This window comes from Ornithinimicrobium sp. F0845, assembly GCF_023015765.1.
Classification (GTDB): domain Bacteria; phylum Actinomycetota; class Actinomycetes; order Actinomycetales; family Dermatophilaceae; genus Ornithinicoccus.
The window spans coordinates 67,304-87,527 of sequence record NZ_JALKAL010000002.1 but is presented as its reverse complement, the minus strand read 5'-3'; the positions used below and the strand labels follow the sequence as shown (position 1 = coordinate 87,527).

Annotated in this window: 16 protein-coding genes; 12 read left to right on the top strand and 4 right to left on the bottom strand. The window is 70.9% G+C overall.

Annotation, left to right across the window (positions count from 1 at the left end):
• Positions 1 to 81 precede the first annotated feature (81 nt).
• Positions 82 to 1,926: a long-chain fatty acid--CoA ligase gene (locus tag MWU75_RS03670; RefSeq protein WP_247088250.1), complete on the top strand. Its 1,845-nt coding sequence runs from the start codon at positions 82 to 84 to the stop codon at positions 1,924 to 1,926.
• Between the two features lie 21 nt (positions 1,927 to 1,947).
• On the opposite strand, the gene MWU75_RS03665 is transcribed toward MWU75_RS03670, so the two are convergent.
• Positions 1,948 to 2,604 (bottom strand): Pr6Pr family membrane protein, encoded by a 657-nt coding sequence (locus MWU75_RS03665; RefSeq protein ID WP_247088248.1) that lies wholly within the window; start codon positions 2,602 to 2,604, stop codon positions 1,948 to 1,950.
• Positions 2,605 to 2,653: 49 nt separating this feature from the next.
• Between MWU75_RS03665 and MWU75_RS03660 the strand changes: the two genes are divergently transcribed.
• Entirely contained in the window at positions 2,654 to 3,289 is a 636-nt protein-coding gene (locus MWU75_RS03660) for a hypothetical protein (RefSeq protein ID WP_247088246.1), read from the top strand.
• A 43-nt stretch (positions 3,290 to 3,332) separates the two neighbouring features.
• Complete coding sequence (locus tag MWU75_RS03655; protein WP_247088244.1) at positions 3,333 to 5,324, top strand: TIGR03960 family B12-binding radical SAM protein; 1,992 nt, start codon at positions 3,333 to 3,335, stop codon at positions 5,322 to 5,324.
• A gap of 45 nt (positions 5,325 to 5,369) precedes the next feature.
• Here MWU75_RS03655 and MWU75_RS03650 read toward each other — a convergent pair whose 3' ends face one another.
• The 3 genes from MWU75_RS03650 to serC all read right to left on the bottom strand — a co-directional run bounded on the left by MWU75_RS03650 (position 5,370) and on the right by serC (position 8,973).
• Complete coding sequence (locus tag MWU75_RS03650; RefSeq protein ID WP_247088242.1) at positions 5,370 to 6,539, bottom strand: MFS transporter; 1,170 nt, start codon at positions 6,537 to 6,539, stop codon at positions 5,370 to 5,372.
• Positions 6,540 to 6,710: 171 nt separating this feature from the next.
• Positions 6,711 to 7,904 (bottom strand): phosphoglycerate dehydrogenase, encoded by a 1,194-nt coding sequence (locus MWU75_RS03645; protein ID WP_247088240.1) that lies wholly within the window; start codon positions 7,902 to 7,904, stop codon positions 6,711 to 6,713.
• Positions 7,897 to 8,973: a 3-phosphoserine/phosphohydroxythreonine transaminase gene (gene serC, locus MWU75_RS03640; protein ID WP_247088239.1), complete on the bottom strand. Its 1,077-nt coding sequence runs from the start codon at positions 8,971 to 8,973 to the stop codon at positions 7,897 to 7,899. The genes MWU75_RS03645 and serC overlap by 8 nt, the downstream gene beginning before the upstream one ends.
• Positions 8,974 to 9,153: 180 nt before the next feature.
• On the opposite strand from serC, the gene MWU75_RS03635 reads away from it, so the two are divergent.
• From MWU75_RS03635 to MWU75_RS03595, 9 genes are all read left to right on the top strand, one after another.
• Positions 9,154 to 9,894 (top strand): TIGR03936 family radical SAM-associated protein, encoded by a 741-nt coding sequence (locus tag MWU75_RS03635; RefSeq protein ID WP_247088237.1) that lies wholly within the window; start codon positions 9,154 to 9,156, stop codon positions 9,892 to 9,894.
• Positions 9,895 to 10,230: 336 nt separating this feature from the next.
• Complete coding sequence (locus tag MWU75_RS03630) at positions 10,231 to 13,338, top strand: Rne/Rng family ribonuclease (RefSeq protein WP_247088235.1); 3,108 nt, start codon at positions 10,231 to 10,233, stop codon at positions 13,336 to 13,338.
• 145 nt (positions 13,339 to 13,483) lie between these two features.
• Positions 13,484 to 13,792 (top strand): 50S ribosomal protein L21, encoded by a 309-nt coding sequence (gene rplU / locus MWU75_RS03625; protein ID WP_247088852.1) that lies wholly within the window; start codon positions 13,484 to 13,486, stop codon positions 13,790 to 13,792.
• A 38-nt stretch (positions 13,793 to 13,830) separates the two neighbouring features.
• Positions 13,831 to 14,106 carry a 50S ribosomal protein L27 gene (gene rpmA / locus MWU75_RS03620; protein WP_247088234.1) on the top strand — a complete coding sequence of 92 codons (276 nt, stop codon included), beginning with the start codon at positions 13,831 to 13,833 and terminating at the stop codon, positions 14,104 to 14,106.
• Between the two features lie 117 nt (positions 14,107 to 14,223).
• Positions 14,224 to 15,735 (top strand): GTPase ObgE, encoded by a 1,512-nt coding sequence (gene obgE, locus MWU75_RS03615; RefSeq protein ID WP_247088233.1) that lies wholly within the window; start codon positions 14,224 to 14,226, stop codon positions 15,733 to 15,735.
• 110 nt (positions 15,736 to 15,845) lie between these two features.
• On the top strand, positions 15,846 to 16,976 hold the full coding sequence (gene proB / locus MWU75_RS03610) for a glutamate 5-kinase (RefSeq protein ID WP_247088231.1): 1,131 nt from the start codon (positions 15,846 to 15,848) through the stop codon (positions 16,974 to 16,976).
• A gap of 71 nt (positions 16,977 to 17,047) precedes the next feature.
• Positions 17,048 to 18,328, top strand: a complete 1,281-nt coding sequence (locus MWU75_RS03605; protein WP_247088229.1) for a glutamate-5-semialdehyde dehydrogenase — start codon at positions 17,048 to 17,050, stop codon at positions 18,326 to 18,328.
• Positions 18,329 to 18,386: 58 nt separating this feature from the next.
• A complete protein-coding gene (locus MWU75_RS03600; protein WP_247088227.1) occupies positions 18,387 to 18,887 on the top strand; it encodes a hypothetical protein in 501 nt (166 codons plus the stop codon).
• A gap of 238 nt (positions 18,888 to 19,125) precedes the next feature.
• Positions 19,126 to 20,202 (top strand): SGNH/GDSL hydrolase family protein, encoded by a 1,077-nt coding sequence (locus MWU75_RS03595; RefSeq protein ID WP_247088225.1) that lies wholly within the window; start codon positions 19,126 to 19,128, stop codon positions 20,200 to 20,202.
• The last annotated feature ends 22 nt before the right edge of the window (positions 20,203 to 20,224 follow it).

The window sequence follows — 20,224 nt, the reverse complement described above, 5'->3', positions numbered from 1 at the left end:
GGAATCTGCGGGGTCGCACTACCAAAGCGCCCCCCGACCTGAGAAGATCAGGCCCAACACCCGCCCAACGAAGGACGAGTAATGGCGCTGTCTGCCCGTGAAGAACAATTCGACCAGGCCACCATCGACAACCCGGCCACGAGTGTCGGCCACATGTTCCGCGAACGGGTGGCCACGTCCCCGACCGATGAGGCCTTCCGCTACCCGGTCGGCGAGTCCTGGGAGTCGCTCACCTGGGCAGAGACGGCCGCCCGCGCCAACGCCCTGGCGGCCGGTCTGGTCGACCTCGGGGTGGGGCCCGAGGAGCGGGTCGCGCTGTGTGCGTCCACGCGGCTGGAGTGGGTCCTGTCCGACCTCGCCGTGATGTCGGCGGGCGCCGCGACGACGACGATCTACCCGACGACGCTCTCCGGTGACGTCGCCTACATCGTCGCCGACTCGGGCAGCAAGGTCGTCATCGCCGAGGATGCCTCCCAGGTCGCCAAGCTCGCGGCGCACCGTTCGGAGATCCCCGAGGTCAGCCACGTCGTGGTGATCGACGGGGAGGGCGACGGCGACTGGGTGATCACGCTGTCCGACCTGGAGGAGCGCGGCCAGGCGCGACTGGCCAACGAGCCCGGCGTGGTCGATGAGCGCATCGACCAGCTCACCCCCGAGCACCTCGCCACGATCATCTACACCTCCGGCACCACCGGCCGGCCCAAGGGGGTCCGGCTGCCGCACTCGGCCTGGACCTACGAGGCCGCGGCGGTGGACTCGGTCAACATCCTGTCCGGGGCAGACCTGCAGTACCTCTGGCTCCCGCTGGCACACGTCTTCGGCAAGGTGCTGCTGGTGCTGCCCCTGCAGATCGGCTTCCCCACGGCCGTCGACGGCCGCGTCGACAAGATCGTCGAGAACGTCGCCATCGTCCAGCCGACCTTCATGGGAGCAGCGCCGCGCATCTTCGAGAAGGCCTACGGCCGGATCACCATGATGATGGCCGAGGAGGGCGGCATCAAGGAGAAGCTCTTCCACTGGGCCACCGGGGTCGGCCGCAAGGTCAGCGAGCTGCGCCAGCAGGGCAAGGAGCCCACCGGTCTCCTGGCGGTGCAGCACGGACTGGCGGACAAGCTGGTGCTCAAGAAGGTGCAGGCCCGCTTCGGGGGGCGGGTGCGCTTCTTCATCTCCGGCTCCGCAGCGCTCAACCGCGACGTCGCCGAGTGGTTCGACGCGGTCGGGCTGCGGATCATCGAGGGCTACGGCCTGACCGAGACCAGTGCGGCGTCCTTCGTCAACCGCCCGCACGCGGGCGGCTACAAGTTCGGCAGCGTCGGCTGGGCGCTGCCCGGCACCGAGGCCAGGATCGCCGAGGACGGCGAGATCCTCGTGCGCGGACCGGGTGTGACCAGCGGCTACCACCAGAACGAGGAGGCCACCGCGGAGGCCCTCGGGGCCGACGGGTGGTTCCACACCGGAGACATCGGCGAGATCGACGACCGCGGCTTCCTGAGCATCACCGACCGCAAGAAGGACCTCTTCAAGACCTCAGGTGGCAAGTATGTCGCCCCCTCGGCGATCGAGTCGATGTTCAAGGGCATCTGTCCCTACGCCAGCCAGCTGGTCATCGAGGGAGACGGGCGCAAGTTCGTCTCCGCCCTGGTCACCCTCGACCCCGACGCCATCGCGGGCTGGGCCGAGCAGAACGGCCTGGGCGGCAAGGAGTATGCCGAGATCGTCAGCTCCCCGGCCTGCCGGGAGATGGTCCAGGGCTACATCGACGAGCTCAATGTGCAGCTCAACCGGTGGGAGCAGGTCAAGCAGTTCGTGATCCTCGACCACGACCTGACCATCGAGGAGGGAGACCTCACGCCCAGCATGAAGCTCAAGCGGCGGGTCGTCACCAAGAAGTACTCCGACCAGCTGGACGCGCTCTACACCGACTGACCCGGTCTGCCCCGACGCGCTCTAGGCCGACCGCTCCCTCGATCTGGGCGCGGTGGGCAGGGTCCGTTCGGCCAGCCGCAGGGCGGTGACCAGCACCAGGAAGAGCACGGTCACGCCGAGGCTGGTCAGCAGCACCTGGGCGTAGCCGTGCTCGGCCACGTCCAGGAAGGGATACGGATACCAGTCCCGGAGCTCGCCCAGCGCGAGCGTGACCACCAGCCAGGCGATCGGCCAGGCCAGCGACCACCGGGCCGTGCGCCCGTCGACCCGCCGGCGGGGCCCGAACAGCACCCACCCGAGGACGACCAGCGCCGGCACGACGAGGTGCAGCAGGGTGTCGGCGACGGCCGACCACCCGGTGAGCTCCAGCAGCGGCCGGAGCAGCACGAAGTGGACCACACCGGTGAGGGTGATGCCGAGCACGGCATCGGTCTGGACCACCCGCCATACCGGCCCGTCGCGGTGCGGATCGGCCACCAGTCCTGCCGCCATCACCAGGACCAGCAGGTTGGACTGGATGGTGAAGTAGCAGAACATCTGGAACAGGCGGGTGCCGAGGGGAGCCACGGCCGTCTCGTCGAGGACCGCTGACCCGTTGATCACCAGGACGGTCTGCAGGATGAGGGCAGCGGACACGGTGAGCAGGGTCAGCAGGTGCCACGCCCGGGCGAGGGTCATGGACGCAGCGTAGGACCTGCCGGGGCCGAAACCGTGGATAATGGGCGGCATGGGGAATCCTTCACCGCCTGCTGCGCCGCACCCTGCCCTCGCCCTGCCCGACGAGATCGTCACCCGGCCGGACACCGCCCGCTATCAGCGCCGGTTCCTGTTCACGGGGGTGGCGCTCGGTCTGGTGGCCGTCGTCTGCCTCGTGGTCGCGGTGGCGGCCGAGGACCCGGGCTACCGCATCGGTGCGGCGATCGGCGCGGTGCTGGTCGTCGTCCTCGGTGGGCTCAGCATCGTGTGGCAGCGCGGCACCTACCTGCAGGCCGAGCCTGCGCTGGTGCTGCAGCGGCAGCAGTTCCGCGTGCTGCACAAGGGCCAGCACCTGTGGGTGCCGTGGACGGACGTGCAGGACCTCAGCGTGCTCACCCGCGGGGCCGGCCTGGGTCGCTCGGAGATCCTGCGCTTCGACCTGCGCCCGGAGGCGAGCGCCAGGCTCCCGCAGGGCAAGGCGCCGCTGATGGACCGGATGTTCAGCTGGGCCACCAACGACCTGACCTACGCCCGCCCGTCGGACATCCCGTCCTTCCAGGAGGTGGCGGCCGCGGCGATGCAGCTGCACGACCACGCCACGGGCGGGCACCGGTTCCGGGCCGCGCAGCAGTCGGCCGCCGCGGCCGGCTGGCGACCCACGCCCTGACGAGCCGACCGGTTGACCGGGCCACCCGGCATACTCTGGGGTCATGACTGCCACCGACCACACCCGCGTGTCCCGCTCTGGGCACCCGCGCGGCGACAGCATCTTCCCGGCGCTCGAGCCGCTGCTCGAGCAGGTCGGCAAGCCGGTGCAGTATGTCGGGGGAGAGCTGAACTCCCAGGTCAAGGACTGGCACGTGGCCGGGTTCGGGCCGGAGGGCCAGGAGCTCACCGTCCGGTGGGCGCTGATGTATCCCGACGCCTACGAGATCGGCCTGCCCAACCAGGGCGTCATGATCCTCTACGAGGTCCTCAACGAGCAGCCGGCGGCGCTGGCCGAGCGCACCTACTCGGTGTGGCCCGACCTGGAGCAGCTGATGCGCGCCGAGGGGGTCCCGCAGTTCACCGTGGACGGTCACCGGGCGGTCGGTGACTTCGATGTCCTCGGGCTCTCCTTCTCCACCGAGCTGGGCTACACCAACATGCTCACGGCGCTGGACCTGGCGGGCATCCCGCTGCACGCCGCGGACCGCACCAACGAGCACCCGATCGTGATCGCCGGCGGGCACGCGGCGTTCAACCCCGAGCCGATCGCGGACTTCCTGGACGCCGCCATCGTCGGCGACGGCGAGGAGGCGGTGCTGGCGGCGACCGCGCTCATCGGTGGCTGGAAGTCCGAGGGCAGCCCGGGCGGCAGGGAGGAGCTGCTCCTGCGCCTGGCGCGGACCGGTGGGGTCTACGTCCCGGCGTTCTACGACGTGGACTACCTCCCGGACGGACGGATCCAGCGGGTGGTGCCGAACCGGCCGGGCATCCCGTGGCGGGTCTCCAAGCACACCGTGATGGACCTGGACTCCTGGCCCTACCCGAAGACGCCGCTGGTCCCCGTGACCGAGTCGGTGCACGAGCGGATGAGCGTGGAGATCTTCCGCGGCTGCACCCGCGGCTGCCGCTTCTGCCAGGCCGGCATGATCACCCGCCCGGTGCGGGAGCGCTCCATCGAGGGGATCGGTGCGATGGTGCAGCAGGGACTGGCCTCGACCGGCTACGAGGAGGTGGGTCTGCTCTCGCTCTCCTCGGCCGACCACAGCGAGATCGCCGACGTGGCCAAGGGGCTGGCCGACCGCTACGAGGGCACCAACACCTCGCTGTCGCTGCCGTCGACCCGGGTCGACGCCTTCAACATCGAGCTGGCCAACGAGCTGACCCGCAACGGCCGGCGCTCCGGCCTCACCTTCGCCCCGGAGGGTGGCAGCGAGCGGATGCGCAGGGTGATCAACAAGATGGTCAGCGAGGAGGACCTCATCCGCACCGTCGCCGCGGCCTACGGCGCCGGGTGGCGCCAGGTGAAGCTCTACTTCATGTGCGGGCTGCCGACCGAGACCGACGAGGACGTGCTCGAGATCGCCGAGCTGGCCAAGAAGGTCATCGACACCGGGCGCCGGGTCAGTGGCCGCAAGGACATCCGCTGCACCGTCTCGATCGGCGGCTTCGTGCCCAAGCCGCACACACCGTTCCAGTGGGCCGCCCAGCTCGGCGCCGAGGAGACCGACGCCCGGCTGGCCAAGCTGCGCGAGGCGATCCGGGCGGACCGCCGCTACGGCTCGGCCATCGGCTTTCGCTATCACGACGGTCAGCCGGGCATCGTCGAGGGACTGCTCTCCCGCGGCGACCGGCGGGTCGGGGCGGTCATCGAGCAGGTATGGCGCGACGGTGGCCGCTTCGACGGCTGGAGCGAGCACTTCTCCTACGAGCGCTGGATGGCCGCGGGGGAGTCGGCGCTGGCGGCGCACGGGCTGGATGTCCCCTGGTTCACCACCCGGGAGCGTGGTGAGACCGAGGTGCTGCCCTGGGACCACATCGACTCCGGGCTCGATAAGGAGTGGCTGTGGGACGACTGGCAGGACGCTCTTGACGGCCGTGAGGTCGACGACTGCCGGTGGACCCCGTGCTTCGACTGCGGGGTCTGCCCGCAGATGAACACCCAGATCCAGGTCGGCCCGACCGGCAAGAAGCTGTTGCCGCTGACGGTGGTCTGACCGGTCAGCGGACTCTCCCGCGTCTGGATGACCAGCCGGTGCCGCTCATCGAGGGACGCTGCGGGCGGCAGGTGCCCGGTGGGCCGCCACCGTGGCAGGGACGGTGAGGATGAGCGCGACGGCGGCCGCCACCGGAGCCAGGTCGAAGCGCAGTGTGGCCAGGCTGATGAGGCCGAGGGTGACCAGGAAGCCGACCTCGGCGACCACCCCGGCGACCGAGGTGATGGTGGCTCGTGCGGTGCCGGCGATGGTGTGCTGCAGCCGGATGTCGCCGCTGACGTAGGACGCCGTGGCCAGGGCGTAGCCCACGGCGATCGCGAGGTAGGACCATGGCCCGGTGAGCCATGCGCCGACCGCCAGGAGCAGCCCCCCGCCGGCCACGATCGCTGCGTGGGGGATGCCGGCCAGCCGTGCCACAGCGGCGCCGGCCCAGGTCGCCGCGGCCTCGAGCAGCGTGACGCCGGCCAGGATCCAGGCGATCAGGCCCACGGACGTCCCACCCTCGACCAGGATCAGCGAGAAGAACTCGTCGAGCCCGACGAGCGCGACGACGGTGCCGTAAGCCATCAGCACCTTGCGGATGGCCCCGCTGCGGGCCGCCTCACGCACGCCGGCCCGGACAGTGGTGGCCCAGGCACCGATCGAGGCCGGTTCGGGGTCCGGCGTCTCCTCGATGTCGGCGACCGGTGTGACCCGCGGCAGGGCGACCGCCAGGAGGGTGTGCAGCAGCGCGACGCCGACGGACACCCAGCCCACCAGGGGGTAGCCGCCCAGGGAGTGCAGCGGTCCGGCCACCCCGATGGCTGCAGCCATCACGATCACCGTGAGGCTCTCGGCACGGGCCTTCACCGGGCCGTACCGGTCCGCCCGCCCGGCAGCCGTCAGCTCGTCGAACAGGTAGGCCTCGTAGGTCCCGGACCGCAGTGCCTCGGAGAGTGACCACAGGACAAAGCCGGCGAGAAATCCCCAGTACGACGGCCACAGCAACCACGTGGCGAACGCCACGACATACACCAGCCCGGAGGCGATCAGCAGCAGCCGCCGGTCGATGAGGTCCGCCCACGCCCCGGAGGGAACCTCCAGGAGGAAGGCGCTGACCGACCAGGCCGCCAGGAGCGTGCCGATCTGGGAGGTGGTCAGGCCGTGGTCGGCGAACAGCAGCGCGTAGAGCGCGAAGAGCGGGATCGCCTCGCGCGACGCGCGATACAACAGCACCCGACGCTCGAAGGCACGGTGGCGCCTCGGGATGCTGCTGTGCTCAGGCGGGACTCAACCCTCGCCGCTGGGGAATGTCATGGGGGCAAGGCTATCGCGCCGACAGTCACCCACGGGGTGAGCTCAATGTCCTCGTCCATTGGCGCTCCGGGCCATGACGGGGCCCGGTTGTCAGCCTTCGATCCTGCGAGCTCGGACAATGCCGTCGATCGCCAGGATCTGCTCCTTGAGCTCTGGAGCCACGTCGCCCTCGACGTCCACCAGGGTGTAGGCGTAGTCGCCGCGGGCCTTGTTGGTGAACTCGGTGACGTTGAGGCCGGCGTCGCCGAGGACGCCGGTGATCTGTCCGATCATGTTCGGCTTGTTCTCGTTGAAGATGCCGAGCCGGGTGGTGCCGGGGGAGCGTGCCATCACGACCTCGGGGAAGTTGACCGAGTTGCGGATGTTGCCGTGGAGCAGGAAGTCGGAGAGCTGGTCGACCGCCATGACGGCGCAGTTGTCCTCGGCCTCGGAGGTGGAGGCGCCCAGGTGGGGCAGGGTGATCACCTTCGGGTGCACCGCACCCGCCTCAGTCGGGAAGTCGTTGACGTAGGCGTGCAGGTGGCCCGAGTCCAGCGCCGCGATCACGGCGTCCTCGTCCACGACACCGCCGCGCGCGAAGTTCAGGACGACCGAACCCTGCGGCATGGAGGCGATGCGCGCCGCGTTGACCAGGCCGCGGGTGCCGTCGATCAGCGGCACGTGGAGGGTGATGAAGTCGGACCGGGCGAACAGCTCCTCGACGCTGGTGACCTGCTCGACCGAGGGCGAGAGCTGCCAGGCCCGCTCGATCGTGATAGCCGGGTCGTAGCCCAGGACCCTCATGCCCATGGCCTGCGCGGCGTTGGCGACCAGGACGCCGATGGCGCCGAGCCCGATCACACCCAGGGTGCGACCGGGCAGCTCGAAGCCGGCAAACTGCTTCTTGCCCGCCTCAACCTGCTTGTCCAGCTCCTTGCCGGAGAGCTGGTGCTCAGCCACGAGGTCCTTGGTGTAGTCGGCCGCGTGATAGAGGTTGCGGGCGGCCAGCAGGAGCCCGGCGATCACCAGCTCCTTGACGGCGTTGGCGTTGGCGCCGGGGGTGTTGAAGACCGGGATGCCCCGGGCCGCCAGCGCGTCGACCGGGATGTTGTTCGTGCCAGCGCCCGCGCGCGCCACCGCGTAGAGGCTCGGAGGAACCTCGTAGGAGTGCAGGTCGGCCGAGCGCAGCAGGATCGCGCGCGGGTCGGTGAACTCGGTGCCGATGTCGAACCGCTCGCGGTCCAGGCGCTGCAGCCCCAGCGGCGAGATCGCGTTGAGGGTCTGGATGCGGAAGGTCTCAGCCATGGGTGCGCTCGAACTCCTTGAGGAAGTCAACCAGGGCCTGGACCGACTCCTGGGAGGTGGCGTTGTAGATGCTGGCCCGCATGCCGCCGACCGAGCGGTGTCCGGTCAGGTTGGTCAGGTGGGCGGCCTCTGCCTGGGTCAGGAACTCCTGCTCCAGGGCAGGGTCGGCCAGCAGGAACGGCACGTTCATCCAGGAACGCGCGGCGGGGTCGACCGGGTTGGAGTAGAAGTCCGAGCCGTCGATCGCGCCGTAGAGGGTGCTGGCCTTGCGCTCGTTGCGCTCGGCCATCCCGGGCAGCCCGCCGTTGTCGCGGATCCACTCGAGGTTCAGGCCCAGGAGATACCACCCGAAGGTCGGCGGCGTGTTGAGCATCGAGTCCGCACCGGCCATGGCGGCGTAGTCGAGCACCGAGGGGGTCTCCGGCCGGGCGTGGCCGACCAGGTCGTCGCGGACGATGACCACGGTGAGGCCGGAGGGTCCCAGGTTCTTCTGGGCACCGGCGTAGATGAGGCCGAACCGGGAGACGTCGATCGGGCGCGACATGATCGTGGAGGAGAAGTCCGCGACCAAGGGCACGTCGACCTCCGGCACGTAGCCGAACTCGACACCACCGATGGTCTCGTTGGCGGTGTAGTGCAGGTAGGCCGCCCCGTCACTGACCTGCAGCGTCCCCTCCGCCGGCACCGTCGAGTAGTTGGAGTCAGCCTCGTCGGCGATGACGGTCACCTCGGCATACTTTCGTGCCTCGGTGAGTGCCTTCTTGGACCAGGAGCCGGTGTTGACGTAGTCGACCCGCGCGCCGGGGGCGGTGAGGTTGAGCGGGATGGCAGCGAACTGGCCCGTCGCCCCGCCCTGCAGGAAGAGCACGGTGTAGCCGTCCGGCACACCCAGGAGGTCCCGCAGCAGTGCCTCGGACTCGGACGCCACACGCACGAAGTCCTTGCTGCGGTGGCTGATCTCCATGACGGACATTCCGAGACCGTTGAAGTCGGTGAGCTCGGCCTGCGCGCGCTCTAGCACCTCGAGCGGCAGCGCGGCGGGACCGGCGGCGAAGTTGTGGACACGCACTGAGGGGCCTCCGTGTGGGTGGGGTCAGTCGCGGAACGGTCGCAACGCCTCGTTGAGTGCGGCCTGCAGCAACATAGTGTTGCGGCCGACTGTACGACTATGCGCCCCAGGTGCCCAAGATGTTCCCCTATGGAGTTCGCCACACCTGGCCGCGCGGGGACTCTGGTTAGTCTGCCTGCCATGTCAGCACGGCGCGTCCCGGAGGGACCGACTCCCGACCCACCAGTGCAGAAGCTGCGCGTCCAGTACGCCAAGCGTGGCCGGATGCGGTTCACCTCCAGCCGCGACTTCCAGCGCGCGCTCGAGCGGGCACTCCGGCTGGCGCAGGTCCCGATGGCCTACTCCGCGGGGTTCCACCCGCACCCGAAGATCAGCTATGCCAACGCTGCCCCGACGGGTGTCGCCTCGGAGGCGGAGTATGTCGAGCTGTCGGTGACCCGCCGCGTGGACCCCCCGCAGCTCGCCTCCTCGCTGGGCGCGGCGCTGCCGGACGGACTGGAGATCGTCCGCGTTGTCGAGGCGGCGGGGGGCGCACTGGCCGACCGGCTCGTGGCCAGCCGCTGGCAGCTGGTCTTCGCTGGCGTGGCCGTCAACGACCTGCAGCGCGCAGTGAGCGCGTTCCTCGGGACGACGACCGTCGAAGTCACCCGGATGATGAAGCAGGGTCCCCGCGCCATCGACGTCCGCGAGCCGGTCCTGGCGGCCGAGGTGACTGACCGCCCCCTCGCCGGCACAGCGACCGCGGCACCGGCGGCCGTCCTCCTGCTGACCGTCCGGCATACGACCCCCACGGTGCGCCCGGCCGAGCTGTGGGAGGCCCTGCGCGAGGTCAGCGGCGAGGACCTGCCCCGCCCCGCCAGTGCCCGGCTGGCCCAGGGACTGCTGGGTGAGGGCCACACGGTGCTCGACCCGCTGCTGTAGGCGAGCCGGATGGGCCGAGTTGGGCCCCACCTGTGAGATAGTGGCCGTGGTTGTGCGACCGGCCACACCAGCCGCCCAACCCGACAGACTTCCGCTGTGCGGCTCACGGAGCCGGCACGCGAGTGCACGACCAGGGCAAGAGACCAGGGCCGTGCACGGGTCTGGACGGCGCCGCCACGGTGACGCGCGAAGTGCGCGAGCCGCCCGGCGTAACCAGGACGACTTCCGTCCGGCCGGCAGCCTGCCGGCCCGACGACGCAACCCGCGCCTCGCGGGAGTGGACCTCAGGGTTCGGTGTGGACTCCTCGCGAGCCACGAGAGGACACCATGGCCACCATGGACCCGAACTCCGACGCACCCTCGGAGACCGCAACAGGCGACAACACAGGAACAGGCGACAACGCCGGCGGCGCGACCGCCTACGGGATGCTGTTCTCCCACGCCGAGGAGAGCGTGCCCGCCGGGCCGCCGCCGAAGGCCGCGAAGAGGACCCCCACCAAGCGCACGCCGAAGAAGTCCGCCGAGCAGGTCGACGAGCAGGCCGACGAGACCTCTCCGACCGCGGGGGAGGGTGATGAGGCTCCCGTGAAGCCGGCGGCCAGGAAGACGACCGCCAAGAAGACCACGGCCAAGAAGGCGACCGCGAAGAAGACGACCGCCAAGAAGTCCGCGACCAAGAAGTCCGTGCCCGCCAAGTCCGCCAGGAGCACCTCGTCGTCCACCGGCGACGTGGACCCCGACAGCACCGAGACCGAGCAGACCGCTGCGCAGGAGGACGCGGCGACCGCCACGGCTGACACGACGACCGGTGCCCAGGACCCCACCAGCGAGAGCAACGCCCCCACGGATGACGCGGAAGAGACCGAGGAGGCTGCGCCCCAGGCGGCATCGCCGTTCGGTCTCATCTTCCAGGCGCCCGACCTCAGCGCGGTGCCGGCCCGCCCGGCCCGGCGCGGCAGGACCGGGTCCGACGAGGCAGGCGCGGAGCGGGCCGGCGGGTCGCAGAGGGGTGCCGGTCGGACCGGCGACGCCGAGGGGGAGAACGCGGCACACGGGGCCGGCGATCAGGAGACCGGCGAGCAGGACAGCACCGACCAGTCGGGGCGTGGCCAGCGTGGACGGCGGTCCGGTCGCAGCGGGTCGGGTCCTGACGGAGGACCGGCGCGGGCCCGGCAGGGGGAGGGCTCGGAGGACCGGGTCAAGGACGACGCCCGCCAGGGTGGCCCCGACGCCTCGGGTGAGGATGCCTCGGGTGAGGATGACGGTGACGGGCAGGGCCGTCGCCGCCGTCGGCGCGGGGGGAAGGGCCGCCGCGGTCGCGGGGCAGACGCCGGCGACACCAGCGACGAGAGCAGCCCGGCCGAGCGCGGCCCGGACGACGCCGGCGAGCCCGGCACCTCCGGGGACGACGGCGACGGCGACGGCACGGGAGGCACGGTGCGTCGGCGCCGCCGCAGCAACCGTCGGGGCGAGGACGGCGAGGCACGTGAGTCCCGGCGCGCCCGCGAGGAGGTCACCGGCGTGCGCGGGTCGACCCGGCTCGAGGCCAAGCGCCAGCGGCGCCGCGAGGGCCGGGAGGCCGGGCGCCGGCGCACGATCATCACCGAGGCCGAGTTCCTGGCCCGCCGGGAGAGCGTCGAGCGCACCATGGTCGTGCGCGGGCTGGAGGACCGCACCCAGATCGGCGTCCTGGAGGACGGCGTCCTGGTCGAGCACTACGTCTCCCGCGAGACCCAGACGACCATGGTCGGCAATGTCTATCTCGGCCGTGTCCAGAACGTGCTGCCCAGCATGGAGGCGGCGTTCGTCGACATCGGCAAGGGCCGCAACGCGGTCCTGTACGCCGGTGAGGTCAACTGGGACGCGGCGGGGCTGGACGGCAACTCCCCCAAGCGCATCGAGAACGCGCTGAAGTCCGGCGACTCCGTCCTGGTGCAGGTCACCAAGGACCCCATCGGGCACAAGGGTGCCCGGTTGACGTCCCAGGTCTCCCTGCCCGGGCGCTACCTGGTGCTCGTGCCGGGCAACTCGATGACCGGCATCTCCCGCAAGCTCCCCGACACCGAGCGCACCCGGCTGAAGAAGATCCTCAAGGAGGTCGTCCCCGAGGGGGCCGGCGTCATCGTGCGCACCGCCGCCGAGGGGGCCAGCGAGGCCGAGCTGCGTGCCGATGTCGAGCGGCTGACGGGGATGTGGCAGCGGATCGAGGGCAAGCAGAAGAGCGCCAACGCCCCCGCCCTGCTGCACGGTGAGCCGGACATGACGGTGCGGGTGATCCGCGACGTCTTCAACGAGGACTTCGCCAAGGTCGTGGTCTCCGGCGAGCGCGCCTGGAGCGAGGTCAGCGACTACATCGACGGGGTCGCCCCGGACCTGGCCGACCGGCTCGAGAAGTGGACCGGGACGCAGGACGTGTTCACCCACTACCGGGTCACCGAGGCGCTCGCCAAGGCGATGGACCGCAAGGTGTGGCTCCCCTCCGGCGGGTCCCTGGTCATCGACCGGACCGAGGCCATGACGGTCGTGGACGTCAACACCGGCAAGTTCGTCGGCTCCGGCGGCAACCTGGAGGAGACGGTCACCAAGAACAACATCGAGGCCGCCGAGGAGATCGTCCGCCAGCTCCGCCTGCGCGACATCGGCGGGATCATCGTGATCGACTTCATCGACATGGTGCTGGAGGGCAACCGTGACCTGGTGGTCCGGCGACTCCTGGAGTGCCTGGGTCGCGACCGCACCAAGCACCAGGTGGCCGAGGTCACCTCGCTCGGGCTGGTGCAGATGACGCGCAAGCGGGTCGGGGCCGGCCTCATCGAGGTCTTCTCCGAGCCCTGCGTCCACTGCAGCGGTCGCGGCATCGTGGTCCACGCCGAGCCGATCGAGAAGTCCGACGGCAACGGGCACGACCACGGCCGCTCCGGCTCGGGTGGACGCCGGGGCCGGGGACGTTCTGGTGGCTCCGGCGGCGACACCCCGACGCAGACCCGGCCGACGCCGGCGCCCGGCGGGCCGACGCCCGCGCAGATCGCGGCGGCGGCGCACGCTGCGGCGATCGCCGGCGCCGCGCAGACCGCGTCGACGGACGAGGTCCCAGACACCTCGGGGACGACACCGGAGGCGCCCGCCGCCGAGTCCGGTGCGACCCCGGACGTCGCTGCGACCACAGACGTCGCTGCCACCCCGGGCGCCCCTGTCACCACGGAGGCCACTGAGACCCCGGACGTCGCTGTGACTCCGGACCCAGCCGTGACGAAGCCGGTCCAAGCTGTGACGGGCGAGGACGGGGCGGCGGAGCCCTCGACGCCGCCGGTCGTGGCGGAGCCGCTGCCGGCTGCCCGCCCGCGTCGTCGGCGCGGCCGTGTCGTGGCCCCGGCAGGTCCTCCCGGCGGCGCGACGGGCAGCGAACCGACCGCGGTCGCACCGTCCGGCCCCGAGAGCCGGTGACCGGCTCCGCGAGTTTGTCTCCGGGGCCGGGAACGAGGTACGCTAACTCCTCGGTGCGCCGCGTCGGCGCCATCGGGGTGCGTCACCCCGCTCCCGGGTCCGGAATGGTCCGACCCAGCCAAGATCTGCAGGAAGTGAGTTGAACGTGTACGCGATCGTCCGCGCTGGCGGCCGCCAGGAGAAGGTCTCCGTCGGCGACGTCCTCATCATCGACAAGGTGAGCGGCGAGGCCGGCGATGCCGTCGAGCTCACTCCGCTGATGGTTGTCGACGGCACCACGGTGACCACCGATGGTGACGCCCTGGCCAAGGTCAAGGTGACCGCTGAGGTGGTCAAGGCCGCCAAGGGTCCCAAGATCGTCATCCAGAAGTACAAGAACAAGACCGGCTACAAGAAGCGACAGGGCCACCGCCAGCCGCTGACCCAGGTCAAGATCACCGCGATCGACGCCTGAGCCCGGACCGAGACAGAAGCAGAAGGTAGGCAGCAGCCATGGCACACAAGAAGGGTGCGTCCTCGACCCGCAACGGTCGTGACTCCAACGCACAGTTCCTCGGCGTCAAGCGCTTCGGCGGCCAGGTCGTCGGCGCCGGCGAGATCATCGTCCGCCAGCGCGGCACCCACTTCCACCCGGGCGTGGGCGTCGGCCGCGGCAAGGACGACACGCTGTTCGCGCTGACCCCCGGCACCGTCGAGTTCGGCGCCAAGGGTGGCCGTCGCGTGGTCAACATCGTCGCCGCGGAGCAGACCGCCGACCTGCCCGCCTGAGGCGAGCACACGACATACTCCGGACGCCGGTGCGTTGCCTGAGGGCAACCACCGGCGTTCTGTCTTATCCGGACTCCGGCCACCTGGGCCGATCATCCGGACCTGAGAGGATCAAGCATGGCTACCTTCGTCGATCGCGTCGTCCTGCAGCTGCAGGCCGGCAACGGCGGGCACGGCGTGGCGTCGGTCCATCGCGAGAAGTTCAAGCCGTTGGGCGGGCCGGACGGCGGCAACGGGGGACGCGGCGGCGACATCATCCTGCGCGTCGACCCGCAGGTCACCACGTTGCTGGAGTACCACCACGGCCCCTACCGGAAGGCGACGAACGGCAAGCCGGGCGAGGGTGATGAGCGCAACGGGGCCCAGGGCTCCGACCTGATCCTCCCGGTGCCCGACGGGACCGTCGTGAGCACGCGCGACGGTGAGGTGCTGGCCGACCTGGTCGGCGCTGGTGCCGAGTATGTCGCGGCGCGGGGCGGGCGCGGCGGCCTCGGCAACAAGGCGCTGGCGAGCAAACGGCGCAAGGCGCCGGGCTTCGCGCTGCTGGGCGAGCCGGGTGGGAGCCGGGAGGTCGTCCTGGAGCTGAAGACGCTGGCCGACGTCGCCCTCATCGGCTTCCCGTCGGCGGGCAAGTCCAGCCTGGTGTCCGTGCTGTCCGCGGCGCGCCCCAAGATCGCCGACTATCCCTTCACGACGCTGGTCCCCAACCTGGGCGTGGTGACGGCCGGGGGAGAGCGGTTCACCGTCGCTGACGTGCCGGGCCTGATCCCCGGCGCGTCCGAGGGGAAGGGCCTGGGCCTACGCTTCCTGCGGCACGTCGAGCGCTGCCACGTGCTGGTGCACGTCATCGACTGCGCGACGCTCGAGCCGGGGCGTGACCCGCTGACCGACCTCGACGTCATCGAGCGCGAGCTGGCCGAGTACGTCCCCGACGCCTCCCTCGGTGGCATCCCGTTGGCCGACCGCGTCCGGATCGTCGTGCTCAACAAGGCGGACGTCCCCGAGGCGCGTGAGCTCGCCGAGATGGTTAAGCCCGACCTGGAGGCCCGCGGCCTGGACGTGCACATCATCTCCGCCGTGGCGCACACCGGGCTCAAGGAGCTGACCTACGCCCTGGCCGCGGCTGTCAGCAAGGCCCGCTCGGGGCAGATCGTCATCGAGCCGACCCGGGTCGTGGTGCGCCCCAAGGCGATCGACGACAGCGAGTTCCTCGTGCGTCGCGAGAACACCCCCGAGGGTGAGGTCTTCCGGGTCATCGGGGACCGCCCCACGCGCTGGGTGCGGCAGACCGACTTCAGCAATGATGAGGCGGTCGGCTACCTCGCCGAGCGGCTCAACCGGCTCGGGGTCGAGGACGAGCTACTCAAGGCCGGCGCCGTCGCCGGGTCCACGGTCCTCATCGGTCCGGAGGACGACGCCGTCGTCTTCGACTGGCAGCCGACCATCTCCGCCGGTGCCGAGCTGCTCGGCCAGCGCGGCACCGACATCCGGCTGGAGGACCGGTCCCGCCCGACGCGCAGCGAGAAGCGGGAGGCCTTCCACGGCAAGATGGACGCGGCCGCGGCAGCTCGTGCAGAGCTCGAGGACGACCGGCGCGCCGGGGTCTGGACCGACCCGGACGACGAATAGTTGGTCCGTCCCGGCCGGTCGGTGGGCCTGACCAGGGTCGACCCGGCCGGTAGGCGGCCGCTGACCAGGGGATTGCATGAACATGCAGTGTGATGGATTAGTATGCCGTCATGGATGAGTCCCGCCTCGCGATCAGGAGTGCGCGGCGCATCGTGGTCAAGATCGGCTCGTCGTCCATCACCGCGCCCCAGGGCGGCGTCGACTTCTACCGCCTGCAGGCGCTGACCGGAGTCATCGCCAAGCGCTGGCTCGCGGGCGACCAGGTGCTCCTCGTCTCCTCCGGCGCCATCGCCGCCGGCATGACACCGCTCGGGCTCACCCGGCGGCCCAAGGACCTGGCCACCCAGCAGGCCGCTGCCAGCGCGGGTCAGGGCGGTCTCGTCGCGGCCTACACCAACGCCTTCCAGCTGCACGGCCTGCACACCGGGCAGGTCCTGCTGACCGCCGACGACATGCACCGGCGCTCGCACTACGTCAACGCCAGCCGCACGCTGGAGAAGCTCCTCGAGCTCGAGATCGTCCCGCTGATCAACGAGAACGACACGGTCGCGACCGACGAGATCCGGTTCGGCGACAACGACCGGCTCGCAGCCCTGGTGGCGCACCTGGTCGACGCCGACGCCCTGATCCTGCTCACCGACATCGACGCGCTGTATGACGGGCACCCCCGTCAGCCGGGCACGTCCCGGATCCCGGTGGTCTCCTCGATGGACCAGATCGCCGGGGTGGACATCTCGGCCACCGGCTCGGCGGTCGGCACCGGAGGAATGGTCACGAAGGTCGCCGCTGCCCAGCTGGCGACGGCCGAGGGCATCACGGTGCTCCTCACCTCGGCCGAGCAGGTCGGTCAGGCCCTCGCCGGGGAGGACGTCGGCACGGTCTTCACCCCGACGGGCCGCAAGCGCCGGGCGCGCAGCCGGTGGCTGGCCCACGCCAGCAACGTCAACGGTCGCCTGGTGCTCGACGCCGGTGCGGTCGAGGCCGTCGTCCAACGACAGACGTCGCTGCTGCCGGTGGGCGTCACCAGCGTGGAGGGGATCTTCCGCACCGGGGACACGGTCGACCTGTGCGACCCCGAGGGCAAGGTGGTCGCCCGTGGCCTCGTGGGCTACGACTCGACCGAGCTCGCCCGGGTCGTCGGCCGTCGGCTCGACGCCGCCACGGCCAGTGCCCGGAGTCGAGGAGGGTCGGCTCCGGCCCCCCGCACCGTGATCCGTCGCGACGATCTGGTCGTCCTGTAGGGACGTACCAAATCTCCCCAACGTTGAGCGCAGGCCGAACAAAACTTCCCCAGGAATGGTAGGAGAGCAGCATGACCGCCATCGACACCCAGGTCGTGGACTACGTCCACGACATCGCCCGCCGCGCCCGGGTCGCCTCGCGCGAGCTCGCGCTGCTGACCCGCGCCCAGAAGGACGCCGCTCTCACCGCGCTGGCCGAGGCGCTGGAGGCGGCCGCGCCGCAGGTGGTGGCCGCCAACCAGGAGGACCTGGACCGGGAGCGCGCCGGAGGGATGGCCGAGGGCCTCCTGGACCGGCTGACGCTCACGCCCGAGCGGGTCCGGGCCGTGGCCCAGGCGTTGCGGGACGTGGCCGCGCTGCCCGACCCGGTCGGCGAGGTGGTCCGCGGATCCACGCTGGCCAACGGTCTCACCATCCGGCAGGTGCGGGTGCCGATGGGCGTGGTCGGGATGATCTACGAGGCCCGTCCCAATGTCACGGTGGACGCTGCTGGCCTCGGGTTGAAGTCCGGCAACGCCGTCATCCTGCGGGGAGGCTCCGCGGCAGGTCGCACCAACGAGACGCTGGTCGGCATCCTGCGTGACGCCCTGGTGGCACAGGGGCTCCCGGCCGACGCGATCAACCTGCTCAGCGAGGGCGGACGAGACGCCGGGCGCGCCCTGATGACCGCCCGCGGGCTGGTCGACCTCGTCATCCCGCGGGGCGGTGCGAGCCTCATCCAGACCGTGGTCACCGAGTCGACGGTCCCCGTCATCGAGACCGGGGTCGGCAACTGCCACGTCTATGTCGACGCGGGCGCCGAGCTGGGCACGGCGCTGGCGATCACCATCAACTCCAAGACCCACCGGCCGAGCGTGTGCAACGCCGCGGAGTCGCTCCTGGTCCACCAGGACGTCGCCGCCGACTTCCTGCCCAAGGCGCTGGCCGAGCTGGCCGGGGCCGGCGTGGTGCTGCACACCGACGAGCGGGCGGGGCAGTATGCCGAGGCGGCCGGGGTCGCGCACGACACGGTCACGCAGGAGCACTTCGCCACCGAGTTCCTCGCCCTGGAGATGAGCGTGGCCGTGGTCGACGACCTGGACGGTGCCCTGGCCCACGTCCAGCAGTACACCTCCGGTCACACCGAGGCCATCGTCACCGAGGACCGGGCGGCGGCCCGGCGCTGGGTCAACGAGGTCGACGCGGCCGCGGTCATGGTCAACGCCTCGACCCGGTTCACCGACGGCGGGGAGTTCGGCTTCGGCGCCGAGATCGGCATCTCCACCCAGAAGCTGCACGCCCGCGGCCCGATGGCCCTGCCGGAACTGACCACCACCAAGTGGGTCGTGGAGGGTGACGGTCAGACCCGCTGACCACGCCCGGGGGTGTCCTCGGGTGGCAGTCCGGCAGTCACGGACGCATGATCAAGGCATGCACCCCACACATCTGCCCCTCCGCGCCGTGACCGGTGCCTACATCCTCAACTCCGGCCTGAGCAAGCTCGGCGCCGACGAGCAGACCGCCGAGGGTCTGCACGGGATGGCATCGGGTGCGTATCCCTTCCTCAGCGACCTGGACCCCAAGAGCTTCACCGCGCTGCTGGCCTACGGCGAGATCGCGCTCGGTGGCGCACTGCTCGCCCCGATGGTGCCGTCGGCCGTTGCCGGGACGGCCCTGGCCGGCTTCGGCGCCGGCCTCGTCGGGATGTATCTGCGGACGCCGGGCATGACGCGTGAGGACGGGATCCGCCCCACGCAGGACGGCACCTCGCTCGCCAAGGACGTCTGGCTGGTCGGCGCCGGTCTCACACTGGCGACCCAGTCGTTCCTGTCGGGCACGAAGGCCGTCGCCAAGAACGCCGGCCGCAGCGTCCGTGAGGCCGCCAGCAGCGTGGGCGAGAGCGCGCGCCAGGCGGTGCCCTTCACCGGCTGAGGAGGTCCGGCGCACCCATTCGAGGGCGCAGGGAGCCGCAGTTGTTGGTGAGCACTGTTGGTGAGCACCTCGTGGGCGGCTCCGTCGTGCCCGAAACCGCATGTCCGCCTCGGGGGCCACCGTCCTGCATCGCGTCGCCCGGCCAAAGTCTGCTCCGGGTAAAGAGTTGATCGGGGACGGCCCAACTTTGTTACCCACCGGTTGTGATCTGCGCCACGGCCCCGCCATGCTCACGAGGGTGAACACACCACGCCGCACCTCCCGCACCGCTCTCGTCGCCGCCTCCGGGGGTCTCGCCCTGGCCCTGACCACCCTCCCCGCGCAGGCCGGCGGGCTGTCCGCCCAGGCCGACGACACGACATACGTCGCGCTGGGGGACTCCTTCTCGGCCGGCACCGGCACGCGTGCCTCGACCGACGACTGCTACCGCTCGCCCTACGGCTACCCGGCACTCATCGCGGGGGCACAGGGGCTGGACCTGGACTACCAGGCGTGCAGCGGGGCCACGACCGCCGACGTGCTCAACCACCAGGTGGGCACCCTCAGCCCGGAGACCGACCTCGTCACCATGACGATCGGCGGCAACGACCTCGGGTTCGCCGACGTCATCACCGAGTGCGCCCTGCCGGGGTGGCTGTCCAACTGCACCGGGGCCATCAACGGCGGGCTGTCCGTGCTGCGCAACCAGCTGCCGGCGCGGTATGACGCGGTGCTGGGGGCCATCGACGCGGGCGCGCCCAATGCGGACGTGCGCATCGGCGGCTACCCGCTGCTGTTCAACGGGGAGGACTGCAACCTCCTCACCTTCTTCAGCGGCTCGGAGATGTCCCGGCTCAACGCGGCCACGCACGAGTTGGACAGGCTGGTGCAGCAGAAGACGACTGGTGCCGGACACACCTTCGTGGACCCGCGGGCCGCCTTCGATAACCATGCCGTCTGCGATGACGTGGAGTGGGTCAACGGGCTCAGCTGGCCGATCGTGGAGTCCTTCCACCCGAACCGGGCCGGGAACATCGGCTATGCCGAGGTGTTCTGGCCGGGCAGTGGCACCGCGTCCACCGCGGCCGTGCCGACTGGGGCTCGCCCCAGCCTCACCGCCCGGGTGCAGGCCGAGGCCGACGCCGTGCTGGCCATGGACCTGGACAGCCGAGCCAACCTGCGGGCCGCGGCGCGGGCGGGCATCTCCCCGCAGCGGATCTCCCAGCTCGTCGACCGGCTGGAGTCCGGTGATGTCACGACGGTGACCGCCGCGCTGGAGGAGCTCTCCGAGCTGGACCGGCAGCACGAGGCCAAGCACGGGTCCCGCCGCGGCTGACCCGGCGGGCTCTACGGTGGGC

Coding starts and splice junctions, on each gene's coding strand:
- MWU75_RS03670 (WP_247088250.1), top strand. CDS start 82: ATGGCGCTGTCTGCCCGTGAAGAACAATTCGACCAGGCCACCATCGAC.
- MWU75_RS03665 (WP_247088248.1), bottom strand. CDS start 2,604: ATGACCCTCGCCCGGGCGTGGCACCTGCTGACCCTGCTCACCGTGTCC.
- MWU75_RS03660 (WP_247088246.1), top strand. CDS start 2,654: ATGGGGAATCCTTCACCGCCTGCTGCGCCGCACCCTGCCCTCGCCCTG.
- MWU75_RS03655 (WP_247088244.1), top strand. CDS start 3,333: ATGACTGCCACCGACCACACCCGCGTGTCCCGCTCTGGGCACCCGCGC.
- MWU75_RS03645 (WP_247088240.1), bottom strand. CDS start 7,904: ATGGCTGAGACCTTCCGCATCCAGACCCTCAACGCGATCTCGCCGCTG.
- MWU75_RS03635 (WP_247088237.1), top strand. CDS start 9,154: ATGTCAGCACGGCGCGTCCCGGAGGGACCGACTCCCGACCCACCAGTG.
- MWU75_RS03630 (WP_247088235.1), top strand. CDS start 10,231: ATGGACCCGAACTCCGACGCACCCTCGGAGACCGCAACAGGCGACAAC.
- rpmA (WP_247088234.1), top strand. CDS start 13,831: ATGGCACACAAGAAGGGTGCGTCCTCGACCCGCAACGGTCGTGACTCC.
- obgE (WP_247088233.1), top strand. CDS start 14,224: ATGGCTACCTTCGTCGATCGCGTCGTCCTGCAGCTGCAGGCCGGCAAC.
- proB (WP_247088231.1), top strand. CDS start 15,846: ATGGATGAGTCCCGCCTCGCGATCAGGAGTGCGCGGCGCATCGTGGTC.
- MWU75_RS03605 (WP_247088229.1), top strand. CDS start 17,048: ATGACCGCCATCGACACCCAGGTCGTGGACTACGTCCACGACATCGCC.
- MWU75_RS03600 (WP_247088227.1), top strand. CDS start 18,387: ATGCACCCCACACATCTGCCCCTCCGCGCCGTGACCGGTGCCTACATC.